Raw genomic sequence first — 16413 nt, 5'->3', positions numbered from 1 at the left:
AGCCCCGGCGCTCTCCCGCAGACCCCTTCCCGCACACCTTCGACTCCACGACACCAGCACTCACGACCTCAGTAGGAGAGATCACATGTCCCGCTCACTCACCAGGCGGCTCGCCGCCGCAGCCGGCGTCCTCGCGCTGAGCGCTGCGGCGGTCTTCACCGCCGTCGCGCCGGCGTCAGCGGTCACGCTGCCCGGCAACATCGACCCGACCATCAGCCGCACCCTCACCGTGCACAAGCTCGCGCTGGGCTCCAACAACGGCCAGGCGATCGGCACCGGCCAGGAGATCACGGTCCCCGGTGACGCGCTGCCCGGCGCCGTGTTCACCGCCGCGCGCGTCCAGGGCGTCGACCTCACCACGCCCGACGGCTGGAACCAGGTCGCGAACCTGACCCCGGGCACCGCCGCGACCCGTGTCACCGCCGCCGACACCTTCACCGCCACCAGCGGCACGGACGGCGAGGCCGTGTTCAACAACGGCGCGAGCATGCCGCTCGGCCTCTACCTCGTGACCGAGACCCAGCTCCCCGCCGGAGCGACCAACGGCGCGGCGCCGTTCCTCGTGACTCTGCCGTTCCCGACGGGCCCGACCGGTGCGCCGGCGAACCAGTGGATCTACGACGTCCACGTCTACCCCAAGAACGCGGTCACGGAGCTCACCAAGACGCGCGTCCCCGCGGCGGCGAACTCGGTCGAGGCGCGCAACCCCGACCTCATCCGCTGGGCCATCGCCTCGGACGTCCCGGTGCTCGCCACCGGTGACACGCTGGACGCGTTCACCCTCACCGACACGCTCCCCGCCGAGCTGACCTACCTGCCGACCGGACCGGCCGGCGTCGCGCCCACCGGCATCACGGTGACCAGCGCCGCGGGCACCGCGCCCGCACCGGCGTTCATCGCGAACACGGACTACACGCTCGGCTACGACGCCGCGACCCGGAACGTGACGCTGAACTTCTTGCAGTCCGGCCTCACCAAGCTCCAGGGCCTGCAGGGCGGCGTCGTCACCCTCACGGTGCTCACCCGCGCCACCGCCATCCCGGCCAACGGCATCATCACCAACTCGGCGACGAGCGTCGTGAACGGGGCCACGGAGACGGTCACCGGCAGCACCCCGATCGGTCAGCTGACCGTGTACGCCTACCAGAACAACGGCGCCAACCGCGTGCCGCTCGCGGGTGCGGTCTACCAGGTGTTCCTCACCGAGAACGACGCCAACCTCGGCCAGAACCCGGTGTTCATCAACGGCAACCAGAATTGGACGACCGGAGCGAACGGCATCGTCGAGATCCCGATCATCACGCCGGGCAACTACTACGTCCGCGAGCTGACCCCGCCAGCCGGATTCCGTCTGCCCACCCCGGCCCAGGTGCTGACGCAGGTCGTCGCCGGACCGAGCTCGGCCACCGCGCCGATCCAGAACTACGTCGAGTTCCTCCACACCCAGGTGCCGGCGTTCGCCCTGCCCCTCACCGGTGGCGGCGCGCAGTGGTTCACCCTCGGTGGAGGCGCGCTCCTCGCCCTCGCGATCGGTTCGGGCCTGATCGCCTCGCGCCGCCGCACCGCGCTGGCTGCTCAGACCGCGGAGTAACGTCACACCATGACGAAGTCGAATGCGGGGCACCCGTCGGGTGCCCCGCATTCCTCTGTCTCCAGCCCTTTTCCTCCGCGGAGGCGGATCCACCGCCGGCCGCGGTGGCGGCTGCCGATCGCCCCGCTGGTCATCGCGCTCATCAGCCTCTCGGGAGTGGCGCTGCTGCTGTACCCTGTCGCCGCCAGCTGGCTCAGCGCCGTCGAGCAGGCGCGCGAGATCGACTCACTCACGCAGGACATCACCGACCTCGGCGCCGAGACCCTCCGGCAGAACCTCGTCGAGGCCCGCGCCTACAACCAGAGCCTCAGCGGAGGCGGCGCCGCCGTCGCCGCGAACGAGCGCCTCCCCCTCGCCGACGACGAGCAGGTCGCCGACCGCGAGCGCTACTCCTCCCTCCTGCGCGGCGACGCCGAGGGACTGATGGCCCGGATCCGGATCCCCGCCATCGACGTGGACCTGCCGATCTTCCACGGCACGAGCGACGCCGTCCTGGAGCGCGGCGTCGGCCACCTCGAGGGCACCGCCCTGCCGGTCGGCGGCCCCTCCACCCACTCGGTGCTCACCGGCCACCGCGGCCTCGCCTCGGCCGAGCTCTTCACCCACCTCGACCGCGTCGACGTCGGCGACACCTTCACCATCGAGGTCTACGGCGAGGTGGTCACCTACCGCGTGCGCGAGACGCTCGTCGTCGAGCCGGAGGACACGCAGAGCCTCCTCGTGCAGCCCGGCCAGGACCTCCTGACCCTCGTCACCTGCACCCCGCTCGGGATCAACACCCACCGCATCCTCGTCACCGGCGAACGCGTGATCCCGACGCCGCAGTCGGACGTGGACGCCGCGGGGGAGTCGCCCGACGTCGCCGGGTTCCCGTGGTGGGCTATCGCGGCCGGAGGCGCCGTGGTCGCCGCTGGGGTGTACGTGTGGTGGGCGGGGCGGCCGGCGCGCGGGGCGTGGGTGCCGGTGGTGGTCGCCGGCGAGGAGCGGGACAGGGTTCCTGCGGATCTGTGAGGCGAGGGGTGCGGATCTCCGGAGTCCTGCTCCGGTCGCCTCGGCCCCGTCCCGTCACCGGGATCGCGGCTGTGCCGGCCCCGTCAGGCGGGGCGCCACTCCTCGAGGAACTCGGCGACCGTCTTCGTCTCGAGGTCGAGCTCGACCTGACCGAGGAGGTAGTGGGGATCGGTGAGATCGGCCTTCACGCGGATGACCTCCGCTCCGGTGTCGAGGCGGAGGACGACGAGGTCGTAGGGCGCGAGGATCCCGCTGCCCAGCGCCATGTCGATGGTGAGGCGGAGCCTCCCGAAGCGCCGCAGCTGCAGCTCGGCGCGGAGGTGCTCGGCGGCGACCTCGGGGGTGTCGGGAGTGGGGTCGGGCATGGGGGAGACGGTACCGAAGTGGTGGTGGCAGATCACTGGCCGCGCCCGCGGTCGGCGGAGACACGGCCGGAGTCGCTGTGACGCCGTCAGTCCCGCAGGCCGACCGTCACCGCCCGGCTCTCCGGCGCCTCGATCAGGTTCTTCGCCACCGCGGCGGAGAGGTACGACGTCGCATCGTGCCGGCGCAGAGTGACGACCGAGGCGACGGCCCGCACCGCCAGGACGATCGGAGCGAAGCTCGGCCCTGAGGTCAACCAGTCTCCGACCGCGACGCCGACCTCGGTCATCGGGATCAGCAGAGTCATCGGATCGAGTCGCCCGCCGCCCTCGCCCTTCAGAGGTCCGGATGCTCGATGCAGCTCGGAGACCCGCGCCTTGTAGGTGAGGAGCGCGTCCTCGAGCTCCCGGCCGTCCTCCGCCTCGGCGACGGCGAGCCGCACGTCCCGGAGGCCGTCGAGGTAGCGGGCGAGGAGCTTTTCTTTGCTCTGCCGGAAGGCCACGATGTCTTCGAAGGTGGCGTCCGGATGCGGCTCCGGGATGTCGTAGAGCGTGAGGGCAAGAGCCCGCTCATCGGTGGCCTCGTCGATGGAGAACAGCGCCTGTCGGGCCGTTGCGGTCGTGGCCACGCCGTACTGCCATCCGTTCGCCTGGCACAGGCGCCGACCGCAGATCGCGAGGAGCCCGGGGACCAGGTTCTCCCGGCTCGCTCGGAACTCGGAGCCGTCGTCGGAAGCGGGCCTGAGGTAGTCGTTCTCGACGAGCCAGTGCTCCAGCTCGTAGGGGAGCTTGCGGGCGAACAGCCTGTCGGAGTGCTTCCAGTCGTCGGTCGTGAAGGAGTACCGTCCTGCGGCGTCGATGCACTCGCGGACGGCTCGGTCTCGAGTCGATTCGTCGAGGTCATCGAGGTGAGCGGGGATCCACCAGCCTCGCTCCTTCATCTCGGCCAGCGTCTCGGTGGGAGGGAATCCTCGCGGAGCGATCGTCGAGAACCGCTCGCTCAGCAGCAGGGCCTTCTTCATCTCGGCCTCGGGCGGGACGATGAGCGGCGACAGCAGGAGGGTGTTGTCGAGCGTCGGGTTCATCGGTTCTCCGATCGTCTGGCCGCCGGGCACCAGACCGGTCGTGCTGAGAGGCGCGCTCCGGCACCACTTCTCTCGCGGATGCGTGCGACGGGGGCCAGGAGTACTGGTTCATGCTCCGAGCTCACGTCGTCCAGCGGTGACCCGCGCCCGGTTTCTTGCGGCGGCGGTAGCCCTGAGAGTAGGGGCGATCCTGCGATCGAGATAGGGCAGAAGCCGCTGCTCCTCAAAGCGACGTGCCCGAGTCGGATCGGCTCCTCGCCGCGCGGCTGGTCGCGGACCCGACCGGGTCGCGATCGCGGCGGCCGCGCGAGCGCTCATCGTCGCCGCGGCCGCGCACGGCTGGCCCACCGCGACCGCGCTCGTATTCAAGTACGAGACGACCGGCCCCGTCGCCGGAGTCTGAGGACTCTAGCGAGTCCTCGACACCAACCGTCAGGTGCTGCGCGCGTGGGAAGACGACCCGGACCCGATGATCAACGAGTCCGAGGAGGAGTTGGTCGCCCTCGACCTCATCAGCAACCACCCCGCGACTCACGACTACACCGACTTCGGCACACCCATCGGCTCCACCGTCCTCATGTTTCAAACACTCGCGCTCTGAACGTGCGTGCGGGCCGACTCGAATCGGGCCGGCCGCACGAGGGGGAGAGCCCCCTCGCCCCCCGGTCGCCACGCGCCGAGCTCTGGTCGGTGTGCTCGAGTTAGGCGGCGGTCCGGCGCGAGGAGGCCGGTCGAGGTACCCGCCACACCATCGCAGCGATCGATGCCGCACCGAACTCGCCGGCGGTGCCGGCGAACAGCGTCAGCAGCCAGCCCGGACCGGAGACGATCTCCTCCCCGGACTGCCGGATGAACGTGCACTCCAACCCCAGCGGGAACGGGGTGATCCGTCCCCGCACCTGCCACTCGTAGTCGACGCCGTTCGACGGCGGCGCCTGCCGGTGCACCAGACACGTATACCCCGGATCCCGCGCCTGATACAGTGCACCGGCCACCGGCACGGCGAACAGGCCGGTCAGCAGAAGAAGCCAGACCACCAGGGCAGCCTGAGCTGCACGAGTCATCGGCGCCGCGGCCTTGGCCGGTGCTTCTTCCCCGCGCGAATGTTCCGGTTCTCGATCACACCCACGACAGCCACGGCCACGGCCAGGATCAGCGCCCAGCCGAGGACGTTGAACCACTCACCGGTGAACGCCGCATAGGTCTGCTCGCCGGCGATCGCGAAGAACATCACCGACGCCCCGAACCACACCATCCCGTTCGCGACCAACGCGGCTCGCGCTAGAGGAGTGCGGGGACCGGCCATACCGTCAGCGTCGCACGACCGGTTAAGGGCTGTCTCCCCTCCCTCTAAACTCCGGGCGTGGTCTCGCCACTCGTCCGCAAGATCGTCAACAGACACGAACGCGATGGGGGCCACCCATCGCAAGAACCGCGCACCGGTAGCATCAGCCCCAGCACCGGGGCGCCTGTGGACGGGCGAGACGTGCAGCTATCACCGAGAGGGTTCGCATGACGATCGACGACAGCCGGCCAATCGACCGCTTGCGCGCTCACTTGACCAATGCCAGGTCGCTTGACTCGCTGTCCGAATCGTTCTCGATCTTCGTTCACGACGCGTTGAAGGCGGAACTGGATGGCGTCGATGTCCGCCTGCTGCTGTGGCAGAACAGCTTGCACGACTACCCACTAAACGGCCTCGACGAAGAGAACCTGCTGCGCTCCCGCCTCACCCAGCACCGGGTTGCGCGAGAGTTCATCGAGTGGGCCGAGCGACGGATGCAGATCAGAACGCTCGCCCGCCGCACTCGAGACACCTCCACCGTCGTACACGGCTCCTTCCCGTACGCCGTCCAAGGTGCTGGCTTAGAAGCTGAAAGCCTCGGGCTGGTCGCGTCGCCGAGCTTGCACCTCCCGATGGAGTTCGCGGACGCGAACCAAGTTGGGCAGATCGCGGCCGCGTTTGAGCAGGCGTGGCATCATGCGACAGCATCGAGCCCGACGACCGGGAATTTTCTCGAAGCGGCGCGAGCGCTGTGCGAGCCGCGCTCCCCCGAATCTGTGTACCTCCGAATCGTGACGGCGCTCTTCCGAGACTTCGTCGACGAGTCGGGTGAGGAAACGGAGGCGCGAGGTCGCACGGGCTTCTACGACACGCTCGTCTGGAACAAGCTATACAAGTTCCAGCGCGACGGCGTTCTCGGCGCAATCGAAAAGCTTGAGCGCCACAACGGCTGCATCATCGCTGACAGTGTCGGTCTTGGTAAGACGTTCGAAGCGCTTGCGGTGATCAAGTACTACGAGTTGCGCAACGACCGCGTGCTTGTACTTGCGCCGAAGCGCCTGCGCGAGAATTGGACGCTCTATCGCGCAAACGACACCCGCAATCCGCTACGTGACGACCGTTTCGCGTTCGATGTGCTGAATCACACCGATTTGTCGCGTGAATCCGGGAGCAGCGGTGGCATCGACCTCTCGCACATTGAATGGGGCAACTACGATCTGGTCGTGATCGACGAGTCACACAACTTCCGCAACAATCCGCAGGTTACCGACCGGACGACCCGCTATGAGCAACTGATGAACGCCGTTCTGAAATCCGGCGTGCGCACAAAGGTGCTGATGCTCTCGGCTACGCCGGTGAACACCCGCCTGGCCGACTTACGCAATCAAGTGCTGTTCGCGACCGAGGGCGACGACACGGCTTTTGCGGGCGACGGCATAAAGGACATCGGCCAGACGCTCCGCCAGGCGCAAACCCGGTTCAACGCCTGGCAGAAGGCTCCTGAGGAGAAACGCACAGCAAAGGCGCTGGTCGGCACGCTCGGGATGGACTACATCCGTCTGCTCGACCTGGTAACGATCGCGCGTTCGCGGAAACACATCGAGAAGTACTACGGCATCGCTGACACCGGCAAGTTTCCGGATCGCCGCAAACCAATCACCCTCGTACCCGGCATCGATCTAGATGGCGGGATGATGCCACTTGAGGAGATCAACCGCGCCATCCTGCGCCTCACCCTGGCCGCCTACAAGCCGACGAGTTATGTGCGACCGACGCACCTGGCACGGTACGCGGACATGTACGACCGAGCGCTCATCACTGGCGGCAAACGCAAGTGGGCACAGACGGACCGTGAAAATAACGTCGTCCATCTGCTGCGCGTCGGCCTGCTCAAGCGCCTGGAGTCCTCGGTACGTTCCCTTGGGCTTACGCTGACGAAGATCCTCGCCACAATCGACGCCTCCATCGAGCGCCTCGACCGCTTCGAGACCGACGGAGTGCTCGGAACCTCGATCGATGACGCCGGTGCCGCTGAGGCGCTCACCCTGGACGACCCGGATCTCGAGGACGCGGTTGGCGGCCGGGTCAAAGTTTTCCTACAGGATATGAATCGCAGCGGCTGGCGGCAGGACCTCGAGTCGGACCGCGCCACCATCGCGGCGTTGCTTGCGGACGTCGGGCAGGTGGATGCTGCCCGAGATGCAAAGCTCGCCGAGCTGAAGCGCTTTCTCCGCGAGAAGACCGAGCAACCATTCAACGCGGGGAACCGCAAAGTGCTGATCTTTACCGCATTCAGTGACACCGCCGAGTACCTGTACGAGCACGTGGCGTCGTGGGCTTCCCACGAGCTTGGCTTGAACTCAGCGCTGATCACTGGACAGCGCACGCGCACGACGGCGCCGCTTGCGCACCGCGACATGCACAGCGTTCTGACCGCGTTCTCGCCGCACTCGAAGGGCGGCACCGAAGTGACGCCTCCAATCGACATTGTGATCGCAACTGATACGATTTCCGAGGGCCAGAATCTGCAGGACTGCGATACGGTCGTCAACTTCGACATCCATTGGAACCCGGTCCGCATCGTGCAACGGTTCGGCCGTGTCGACCGGCTCGGCTCGACGAATGACAGCGTGCAACTGGTGAATTTCTGGCCGACGGACGACCTCGACTCGTACATCAACCTTGAAGGCAGGGTTTCGAGCAGGATGAAGCTGCTCGACGTCTCGGCCACGGGTGAAGAGAACGTGCTTGATTCCTCGGAGATGAACGATCTCGACTACCGCCGCTTGCAGCTCGAACAGCTGCAGAAGGCGGCGCCCACCATGGAGGACCTCGCGGGCGGCCTGTCTATTACCGACATGACCCTGTCTGATTTCCGGATGGATGCCTCGTCGCGGCCGCGCGACGAGCTACGGCTCATTGGCAGTTGGCCGCTCGCGCTGTTTGGAGTAAGTCGATTTGATGAGGCATTGGCGAGCGATGGGCTCGCGCCGGGCGCGGTATTTCTACTGCGAGTGCGGAACGACGCCTTTACTTTCTCGGCCTCGTATCCGCTCGCTCCTTACGTGCTCGCCTACGTATTACAAGACGGCCGGTTAGCGCATCCGATCGATGAGCCCAAGCTTGCCTTGGACGTTTTGCGTCGACACGGCCTCGATCGCGTCGAACCGGACGAGGACGCACTGCGCGATTTCGACAAAGTGACCAGGCGCGGCCGCGACATGCGGCATTATCGCGGACTGCTCGACGTGGTGGTGCTTGCCGCATCCGGCCAAGCCGAGCAGAAGCTTGCCGCATCCATCTTCCAAGCGGCGCCGTCGTTGCTGGGAACGGACGCCTCCGTTCCGGGCCTGGAGTCTGTAGACGTTATTGCCTGGCTGGCGATCGTCCCGTGAGTTCCACGCCGGTCGATCTCGCCGAGCTCCTCGGCCTTCCCGTCCGCGCGCGCGAAACGCACCGAGTGACGAAGAAGGACATCGTCGCGCAGTGGGAGCAGAGCGCACCCTCGGATGCGCGGCTGCTCGGCCGGACGATCTCCTCCGCGGCAATTGTCGGCGTGCTCAGCCCGACGACGATTGGCGCCGCTGCGGTCGTGAGCGAGGACGTGCGCGTCGACATGATCCCCGTGCTGTCCGTGGTGCTCGCCGAGCACGTGAGGCCGGCCGATCGCCGGCGGGTCGCGGAACTGCTGCACCGGTCCATGCCGCGCCCCGCAGTGATCGGACTGCAGGCGTCGGACGATCATTCGGTGCTGTCACTCGCCCTCACACGCCTCAGTCGGATCGATGTCGGGATGTCCGTAATTGAAGCGCACCTGCTCGTTCCTGTAGCGGCGATCGCCGCGCACGCACTTGAAATCTCGAACCTCGCTCGCACAAATCTGGTCATGATGTACGGCGATCTGGTGCGCACGGCGGCCGCGGACGGCCGGCCGGCGTCCCCCGCCCTCAGTCCGGTGAACGCGGTTGAATTGCGCCGGCGGGTGGGCGTTCTGGAGGGCGAACTCGCCACCGCCATCCGCGACGCCGCTCGCGAGAAGGCCATGCAAAAGCGGATTTCCCTTAACGTGCGGGCTCGCGAACTCCGCGCACGGATCGCCGACATCGCCACCGAGCTGTATGGAGAAAACGGCAACGCTCGTGAAGGCGCTTCTGGTGATGTCCCGCCCGCCATGGAAACTAAAGTTGGACCGTGACGACTCCCGACGCCGCCGACGGCACTTCCTTCCCTCCCCTACGCGACGAGACCGGACCAGGTGAAGCTCGCAACAATGCCGCCCTGCTCGCGGGACTGTTTCCCGATGCGGTGATTGACGGCCGCATCGACCTCGACGTGCTGCGTACCCTGCTCGGCGATGCCGCCGAAGCCCCCGGCACCGAAACCTCCGGCCTGCGCTGGGTCGGGATGGCGGAAGCACGCCAGCTCTCGACCCTGCCCGCGACCGGAACGCTGCTACCCCGACCCGACGAGTCCGTCCACTGGGACGACACGAGCAACATCGTTATTGAAGGCGACAACCTCGAAGTCCTGCGCCTCTTGCGCCGCGGATACACGAACAAGGTTGACGTCGTCTACATCGACCCGCCGTACAACACCGGCAATGACTTCGTCTACGACGACAAGCGAATGTCCACCATCGCTGAGCATGAGACCGACGCCGGGCTCCGCGACGAGGTCGGCGTGACCCAGGTCGGAGTCGAATCGGATCGGGCGGAGGAGCGCCGTCTCGCTTCAGCACGGCACGCAAAGTGGTTGAGCATGATTTACCCGCGTCTGCTCGTAGCGCATTCATTACTCAAAGAAACGGGCGTGCTGATTGCGGCGATCGATGACACCGAACACGCGCGATTCAAGCTTCTACTAGACCGCGTTTTCGGGGCCGAGAACTTCGCGGCTAACGTCGTCTGGCAGGGTGGCAGCAAGAATGACGCACGCTTCACTTCGGGTGGACTCGACTATATGCTCATCTACGCCAAAAACCGCGGCCTATTGGAAGCGAATGACACCAGATGGATTGAGCCAAAGAAGGGGCATGACATTGCCTCTGCTGCGGCGACCAACGCTTGGGAAAAATCAGGCCATCAGTCACGGAAAGCCACCGAACTCTTTCGCCAAGAATTGCGAAAGCTACGCGACATTCTAGAACCTGCGGTTTTCCGATACGACCAAATTGATGAGCAAGGTCGGGCCTTCCAGCCCGATAACCTAACGAAGCCGTCCGCAACTTCCAAGTCGCGTTACGATGTCATTCATCCTGCAACAGGAAATCCAGTTCGGATGCCCGAGGCCGGGTGGAGGCTCAATCCCGAGCGGATGGCGAGCGATATCAAAAGCGGACGCATCTTATTTGGCCCAGATGAAAATACGGTGCCGCGGTATAAGCGCTTCCTTGCGGAAATGAACACTCAAGCCATCAAACCCGTGTTTACAAAGGAACGGGCATCAGCGTCATATGCGCTCGCAAAATTGTTGGGTGAAGGCATATTCCCTTACTCAAAGGATACAGAGATTCTGGGAACCTGGATTTCTGCGGTATCGGAATCGAATCCGAATGCCCTTGTTCTCGACTTCTTTGCCGGCTCCGGCTCGACCGGCCACGCGGTAATGAACCTGAACGCCGCGGACGGAGGGAACCGGCGCTACATCCTCGTGCAGCTCGATGAGCCCGTGGCGGCAGGAGGATACGACACGATTGCCGACATCACGCGCGAGCGCTTGCGTCGCGCAGGCACGATAATAGCCGAGAACCCGACGTTTGAGTCCGCGTCCGTCGATCTCGGATTCCGTTCCTACCGCCTTGCGTCCTCCAACCTGCGCGCCTGGGACGGTACCGGTGAACTGAGCCTGCTCGACGCAGTGGACAACCTTGTGGACGGCCGCACAACGGACGATCTACTTGTTGAGATGATGCTCCGCCTCGGAATTGAACTTAACACCCCAGTCGAGACCCGCGAGATTGCCGGCAGCACGCTATATAATCTCGGCCGCGGAACACTTTATGCTTTCTTCGGCGAAGACGTCACCACTGCCCGCGCCACTGAAATCGGCCGCGCGCTCGTCAGATGGCGTTCCGAGAACCCAGTTGACACCGACGTCACCCTCGTCGTTCGAGACACAGGATTTGTTGACTCTTCTGCCAAACTCAACCTCGACGCTGCAATCAAACAAGCCGGTTTCACCACGTTTAGGAGTATCTGAGCGGATGAAGTTCACCTTCGAGGCTGACCTCGACTACCAGCGCGCGGCGATTGACGCTGTCGCCGGAGTCTTCGCCGGTCAGGACGTGATGAGCGGCACGTTCGATGTTTACGCTCACCCTGGGATGCACGCCGGCCTAATAACCGCGGCCGATTCTGGTGTAGCAAACCGCCTCGTACTTGATGCCGACACGGTACTCGAGAATTTGCGCGCTGTGCAACTGAGACAGGGTTTTGCTCCAGAGGACTCTCTCACTTCAATGAATTTTACCGTGGAAATGGAGACGGGCACGGGTAAGACCTACGTCTATTTGCGTACCGTATTCGAGCTTAACAAGCTGTACGGTTTTTCGAAATTTATCGTCGTGGTGCCTTCGGTCGCAATCAAAGAAGGTGTTCTGAGCTCTCTGCGGATGCTTGAGTTGCATTTCGCTGCCCTCTATTCCGCGCCCATGCAGTACTTCGCGTACGACGGCGCGAATCCCTCGCGTGTGCGCAGCTTTGCGACATCCCCGGCCATCGAGATTATGGTTGTAACCATCGGGTCGGTCAATAAAGCGTCGAATACAATCCACAAGCCGAGCGAGAGTCTAGATGATGAACGTCCGATCGACCTGATCTCGGCGACGTCACCGGTAGTTATCATCGACGAGCCGCAAAGCGTTTACGGCGACGATGGCAACCCTAAGAGGAAGCCCGGTGCTGGTCGCGTCGCGCTCGAGAAATTCAAACCACTTGCGGTATTGCGGTACTCAGCGACCCACCCGAAGTACGATCGGAATAATCTGATCTATCGTTTAGACGCGATCGCGGCATACGAGAAACAACTCGTTAAACAGATTGAGATAGATTCGCTCGTCACTGAGTCCGGCGGTACGAGGCCGTATTTGCAGTTGAAGGCAGTGAAACGTGCCGCCGGCGCGTTCAGCGCCCGAATTGAGGTGGACGTTGAGCAGGGTGGAAGAACCGTGCGCAAGACGGTAACTGCCCGCAACGGCGACAATCTGCGCGATGTCACCGGCCGCGAATTGTATGCGGACCTCACGCTCACCGAGATCAGCGTGACGCCTGAACGGATTCGCCTCGACACTGTCGCTGAACCGCTACATCCGGGTGAGTCGATCGGTGACGACGTCGGCGTCGAAGAACGCACCCGCGAAATGATCGCTCAGACCATTCGGCAGCACCTGCGGAAAGAGCAGGAATTCGCGGTTAGCGGCCTGCAGATCAAGGTACTCAGCCTGTTCTTCATCGACGCGGTAGCGAAGTACAGGGGGTACGACGCCAACGGGCTTGAGCAGCCCGGTGAGTATGCGCGCATATTCGAGGAGGAGTACACGCGCATCGCGCGAGAGCCGGAGTTCACCACTCTGCTGGCGGAACACCCAGCAGATGCCGTGGCACGAGGAGCACATCAGGGCTACTTCTCGGTGGACCGTGATCGTAAGAGCGGCGTCGAGCGCCTCGTCGACACTGCAGAAAACACCTCGGCCGGTCGGCAGCAGGCCGAGCTTGCTTACGTGCAAATTATGAAAGACAAGGCGGGCCTCACCACACCCGGCACCCCGTTGCGCTTCATCTTCAGCCACTCTGCCCTTCAGGAGGGGTGGGACAATCCGAATGTGTTCCAAATCTGCGTGTTGCGGAACATGGGGTCTGAGAGGTGGCGACGGCAGAGCGTCGGCCGGGGTCTGCGGCTGTGCGTCGACGGCCACGGCAACCGAGTTCGCGGATTCACCGTCAATAGGCTCACCGTGATCGCGAACGAGTCGTTTGAAGAGTTCGCTGACAACCTCCAGCGTGAGCTCGCCGAGGACCTCGGAATTGAATTCGGCAAAGTCACTGTGGATGGATTTGCGAGACTTACCTATAACGATCCGGATGTCGGCGGAGCGGCCATTCCAATCGGAGCCGGCGCCGCTCGGTCTCTCTTCACCGCGCTCCTCGCCGGCGGCTACATCGATGCCGGCGGTGCGGTGAGCGAAACGCTCCGCAAGTCGGTGCAGGAGAGCAGTGCTGCACTGCGCGCACTGGTCGCCGCTGTAGTCCCGCAGGAGAACGGGCAGCTCGCCCTGCTCTCACTCATCAAGCGGCTCGCCCGGCCAATTGACATTAAGAGAGCATCCGAGCGCGTCACAGTACCTCTGATACGGCAACAGCTGGAGAGCTCCGAGTTCCAGGCGCTCTGGAGTCGTATCCGACATCGTACCGAATACCGGTTGCAGGTCGAGGAGACGGAGCTTCGCGCCGAGCTCGTCAAGACGCTCAGGGAAATGCCGCCTGTTCCCCTGCGGAAGGGTGAATGGCGTACGGCGCGCGTGGAGCGGATTGATCAGGGTGGAATCTCTGCTGATCTCGAGAAGGTTCGGCGGACGACAGTCGCATACATCGATAGCGAAGACCTCCCCGACATTCTTTCAGTGCTCGCTGACCGGACTCAGCTCACCCGCGCAACGATTGCAGCTGTCTTGACTGAATCCGGCACATTGCAACAGTTCCGCACGAACCCTCAGGCCTACACGAGCCGTGTCGCGCAGCTCCTCAACGAGACAAAAGCGCTCTTCCTAGCGAAAGGATTGCAGTACGATCTCGTCGCAGAGGAGCGGCCGGACGACGAGCGCTGGTATCCGCTGACGCTGCTCGAGCAGGCGGACTTGCAGGGATACATGGGTCCGGGCGGCAACATCGTGTCGAACGCCGCTGGAGACCCTGTCGATTTTAGTGAGAAGTCACCCTACGCTCATGTCGTAGTCGACTCCAAGAATATTGAGAAGGAGTTTGCCCTTGCACTACTTCAGCGCGAAGACGTTAAGGCATTTGTAAAGCTACCCGCGCGATTCACCGTACCGACGCCGTTCGGCGCTTACAACCCTGACTGGGCAGTCATGGTTCAGCTAACTGGTGGCTCCCGGTACATTGTTTTCGAGACGAAGGGCACGACGAACACCGCACTCCTCGGCGGATTTCAGGAACCGAAGACGGTGGCAGGACGCCTACATTTCGCCACGGTCGCCGAGCGAATTGGTTTAACCGACTTAGGGTTTGCAGTTGTCACCGACATAAACGATGCCGATGGAGTTTTGGATGCATCGGTGGTCAACGAATAGTCGCCGCTGGAGTGCACGATAATTGCGCCGCTATCACGACGCTAATTTGCTCGCAAGGAAAAGCAAAAAGCATCTGGCGTCGACTTTGCGCTGCGCTGGCACGGTAGCATCCGTAGTCGCGGTGCCGGTGGCTTTCGCGCGTCTGGTCGTTCGCATGAGGCGTAAGCCGCAGGCATAACGAGCGCCGATGCGCCGAGCACCTTAGCCGCATGAGGCTCGCGGGCCGGGTAGGCGCTGCGCGAATGCCGGCATATATTGCGAAGCGACCTTCGTGACGTTGCGTCTCGGAATCCTAGGGATGCGACGTCTCGTTGGTTTTGCGCCATGAAGCATGCGTGGCCGGGTGCTGGCGCGAGGCCGTCGGTCTCGCAACTATGGCGCGCTACCGCGGAGTGCCGATCGCGCAGCCCTCCGATGTGAGGCAGTCGCTGCTGCTCGGCGTCTGATCACCGTCTCGGAAAACATCCGTTTGCTGAGACACGCGGTCGCCTCGCCTGTAGCTCGCAGCTGCTCACCGGGTCTCTCGCGCGCGCCCGTCTCAGGAAGACGTCTCCTAGCGGGACGTCTCGCTCTGCGCATTTAAGGGAGTTTCCGAGGCCGAGCCGCGCCACGGCGGGTGAGTCTCCTGACGCAAAAACGCCAGTTCGTTGTGGTCGGGTGCACCTCGACGCGCCCGCCGCCGGAGGGGTGCACTATCGGCACGTCTCCGGCGAGGCCGCTTCGGGGGGCGAGATCGCGGTTCAACGATTTGAGAAGAAAGCGCTCCTCGAAGGAGCCGAGACCGGAGACGCCGCCCTCTCCGGCACTTCGACGGGCCAGACCGATTCTGGACCGTTCTACTTGCTACCGGGATCAGGTTGAGGGAGAGCGCGCCCCCTCATCCCCTACGTCCGCCGGTTCAGCACCTTCGTCCCCACCCCCGCGATCACAGCACCCACGATCGGCGCCACGAGGAACACCCACACCTGCCCCAGCGCATCCGGCCCCGCGAACACCGCGGCAGCGATCGACCGTGCCGGGTTCACTGACGTGTTGCTCACCGGGATGCTGATCAGGTGCACGAGCGTCAGCGTGAAGCCGATGGCCAGCGGCGCGACGGCCTTGTACTCGCTCTTCGCGGTGACGGAGAGGATGACGGCGACGAAGACGGCGGTCAGGACGATCTCGGTCAGGAGGACCGCGCCGAGGCCGAAGCCGCCGGGGGAGGCGGCGCCGTAGCCGTTGGAGGCGAAGCCGGAGTCGCGGGCGGCGGCCAAGTAGCCGGCGGGGCCGTCGGCGGCGACGAGGAAGACCACTCCGGCTCCGACGAGTCCGCCGAGGATCTGGCTGACGATGTAGCCGGGGATGTGCTTCCACTCGGTGCGGCCGGCGATGGCGAGGCCGATGCTGACGGCGGGGTTGAAGTGGCCGCCGGAGATGTGGCCGACGGCGTAGATGCCGGCCATCACGGTGAGGCCGAAGGCGAGGGCGACGCCGAGGAAGCCGACTCCGAGGGCATTGCCGGAGTCGGGGAAGGCGGAGGCGAAGACCGCGGTGCCGACGCCGCCGGCGACCAGGAGGAAGGTGCCGAACGCCTCCGACGCGTAGCGCGCTCCGGCCGAGTACTGCTCGGCGTGCTCGGTGCGCTGCTCGCTCGTGGTGCGGCTGGCGGAGTGGGGGCGGGCCATGATCGTTCTCTCTCTCGGGTCGGGGGAGTGCCTGCGGGGTCACCGGGCACCGGGACACTCCAGCACCAGGCGGACGCGCCGGAGTCGGGACGCGGAGGGCTCTCAGAC

Annotated in this window: 12 protein-coding genes; 7 read left to right on the top strand and 5 right to left on the bottom strand. The window is 64.6% G+C overall.

What is annotated here, in order from left to right:
• The first annotated feature begins 85 nt into the window (after positions 1–85).
• Entirely contained in the window at positions 86–1591 is a 1506-nt protein-coding gene (locus C5B98_RS07615) for a SpaH/EbpB family LPXTG-anchored major pilin (protein WP_104308541.1), read from the top strand.
• Positions 1592–1600: 9 nt separating this feature from the next.
• The gene (locus C5B98_RS07610; protein ID WP_219814436.1) at positions 1601–2602 is read left to right on the top strand and encodes a class C sortase; all 1002 of its coding nucleotides are present in this window, start codon (positions 1601–1603) and stop codon (positions 2600–2602) included.
• 83 nt (positions 2603–2685) lie between these two features.
• Here the strand turns inward: C5B98_RS07610 and C5B98_RS07605 are convergent, their stop codons facing one another.
• Both C5B98_RS07605 and C5B98_RS07600 read right to left on the bottom strand, forming a co-directional pair.
• On the bottom strand, positions 2686–2967 hold the full coding sequence (locus tag C5B98_RS07605) for a hypothetical protein (protein WP_104317740.1): 282 nt from the start codon (positions 2965–2967) through the stop codon (positions 2686–2688).
• 86 nt (positions 2968–3053) lie between these two features.
• Entirely contained in the window at positions 3054–4049 is a 996-nt protein-coding gene (locus C5B98_RS07600) for a hypothetical protein (RefSeq protein WP_104317739.1), read from the bottom strand.
• A 469-nt stretch (positions 4050–4518) separates the two neighbouring features.
• On the opposite strand from C5B98_RS07600, the gene C5B98_RS17245 reads away from it, so the two are divergent.
• Positions 4519–4650 carry a hypothetical protein gene (locus tag C5B98_RS17245; RefSeq protein WP_258063466.1) on the top strand — a complete coding sequence of 44 codons (132 nt, stop codon included), beginning with the start codon at positions 4519–4521 and terminating at the stop codon, positions 4648–4650.
• A 100-nt stretch (positions 4651–4750) separates the two neighbouring features.
• On the opposite strand, the gene C5B98_RS07595 is transcribed toward C5B98_RS17245, so the two are convergent.
• Complete coding sequence (locus tag C5B98_RS07595; RefSeq protein ID WP_146076904.1) at positions 4751–5113, bottom strand: hypothetical protein; 363 nt, start codon at positions 5111–5113, stop codon at positions 4751–4753.
• Complete coding sequence (locus C5B98_RS16880; protein ID WP_181065483.1) at positions 5110–5280, bottom strand: hypothetical protein; 171 nt, start codon at positions 5278–5280, stop codon at positions 5110–5112. Before C5B98_RS16880 ends, C5B98_RS07595 begins: the two co-directional genes overlap by 4 nt.
• A 281-nt stretch (positions 5281–5561) precedes the next feature.
• On the opposite strand from C5B98_RS16880, the gene C5B98_RS07585 reads away from it, so the two are divergent.
• From C5B98_RS07585 to C5B98_RS07570, 4 genes are read left to right on the top strand one after another with little or no spacing between them, the layout of a single operon-like run.
• Positions 5562–8729, top strand: coding sequence for a helicase-related protein (locus C5B98_RS07585; RefSeq protein WP_104317736.1), 3168 nt, complete (start codon positions 5562–5564; stop codon positions 8727–8729).
• A complete protein-coding gene (locus C5B98_RS07580; protein WP_181065482.1) occupies positions 8726–9529 on the top strand; it encodes a DUF4391 domain-containing protein in 804 nt (267 codons plus the stop codon). The genes C5B98_RS07585 and C5B98_RS07580 overlap by 4 nt, the downstream gene beginning before the upstream one ends.
• Positions 9526–11532, top strand: coding sequence for a site-specific DNA-methyltransferase (locus C5B98_RS07575; protein WP_146076903.1), 2007 nt, complete (start codon positions 9526–9528; stop codon positions 11530–11532). Before C5B98_RS07580 ends, C5B98_RS07575 begins: the two co-directional genes overlap by 4 nt.
• A 4-nt stretch (positions 11533–11536) precedes the next feature.
• The gene (locus C5B98_RS07570; RefSeq protein ID WP_104317733.1) at positions 11537–14638 is read left to right on the top strand and encodes a DEAD/DEAH box helicase family protein; all 3102 of its coding nucleotides are present in this window, start codon (positions 11537–11539) and stop codon (positions 14636–14638) included.
• Positions 14639–15522: 884 nt separating this feature from the next.
• Here the strand turns inward: C5B98_RS07570 and aqpZ are convergent.
• Entirely contained in the window at positions 15523–16305 is a 783-nt protein-coding gene (aqpZ, locus tag C5B98_RS07565) for an aquaporin Z (protein WP_104317732.1), read from the bottom strand.
• Between the last annotated feature and the right edge of the window lie 108 nt (positions 16306–16413).

This window comes from Rathayibacter sp. AY1A5 (genome assembly GCF_002930875.1).
Taxonomy (GTDB): Bacteria; Actinomycetota; Actinomycetes; order Actinomycetales; family Microbacteriaceae; genus Rathayibacter.
The sequence above is the reverse complement of the archived record's forward strand: the minus strand, read 5'-3'. Positions and strand labels throughout refer to the sequence as shown.

Coding starts and splice junctions, on each gene's coding strand:
- C5B98_RS07610 (WP_219814436.1), top strand. CDS start 1,601: ATGACGAAGTCGAATGCGGGGCACCCGTCGGGTGCCCCGCATTCCTCT.
- C5B98_RS07605 (WP_104317740.1), bottom strand. CDS start 2,967: ATGCCCGACCCCACTCCCGACACCCCCGAGGTCGCCGCCGAGCACCTC.
- C5B98_RS07585 (WP_104317736.1), top strand. CDS start 5,562: ATGACGATCGACGACAGCCGGCCAATCGACCGCTTGCGCGCTCACTTG.
- C5B98_RS07600 (WP_104317739.1), bottom strand. CDS start 4,049: ATGAACCCGACGCTCGACAACACCCTCCTGCTGTCGCCGCTCATCGTC.
- C5B98_RS07570 (WP_104317733.1), top strand. CDS start 11,537: ATGAAGTTCACCTTCGAGGCTGACCTCGACTACCAGCGCGCGGCGATT.
- C5B98_RS07615 (WP_104308541.1), top strand. CDS start 86: ATGTCCCGCTCACTCACCAGGCGGCTCGCCGCCGCAGCCGGCGTCCTC.
- C5B98_RS16880 (WP_181065483.1), bottom strand. CDS start 5,280: ATGTTCTTCGCGATCGCCGGCGAGCAGACCTATGCGGCGTTCACCGGT.
- aqpZ (WP_104317732.1), bottom strand. CDS start 16,305: ATGGCCCGCCCCCACTCCGCCAGCCGCACCACGAGCGAGCAGCGCACC.
- C5B98_RS17245 (WP_258063466.1), top strand. CDS start 4,519: ATGATCAACGAGTCCGAGGAGGAGTTGGTCGCCCTCGACCTCATCAGC.
- C5B98_RS07595 (WP_146076904.1), bottom strand. CDS start 5,113: ATGACTCGTGCAGCTCAGGCTGCCCTGGTGGTCTGGCTTCTTCTGCTG.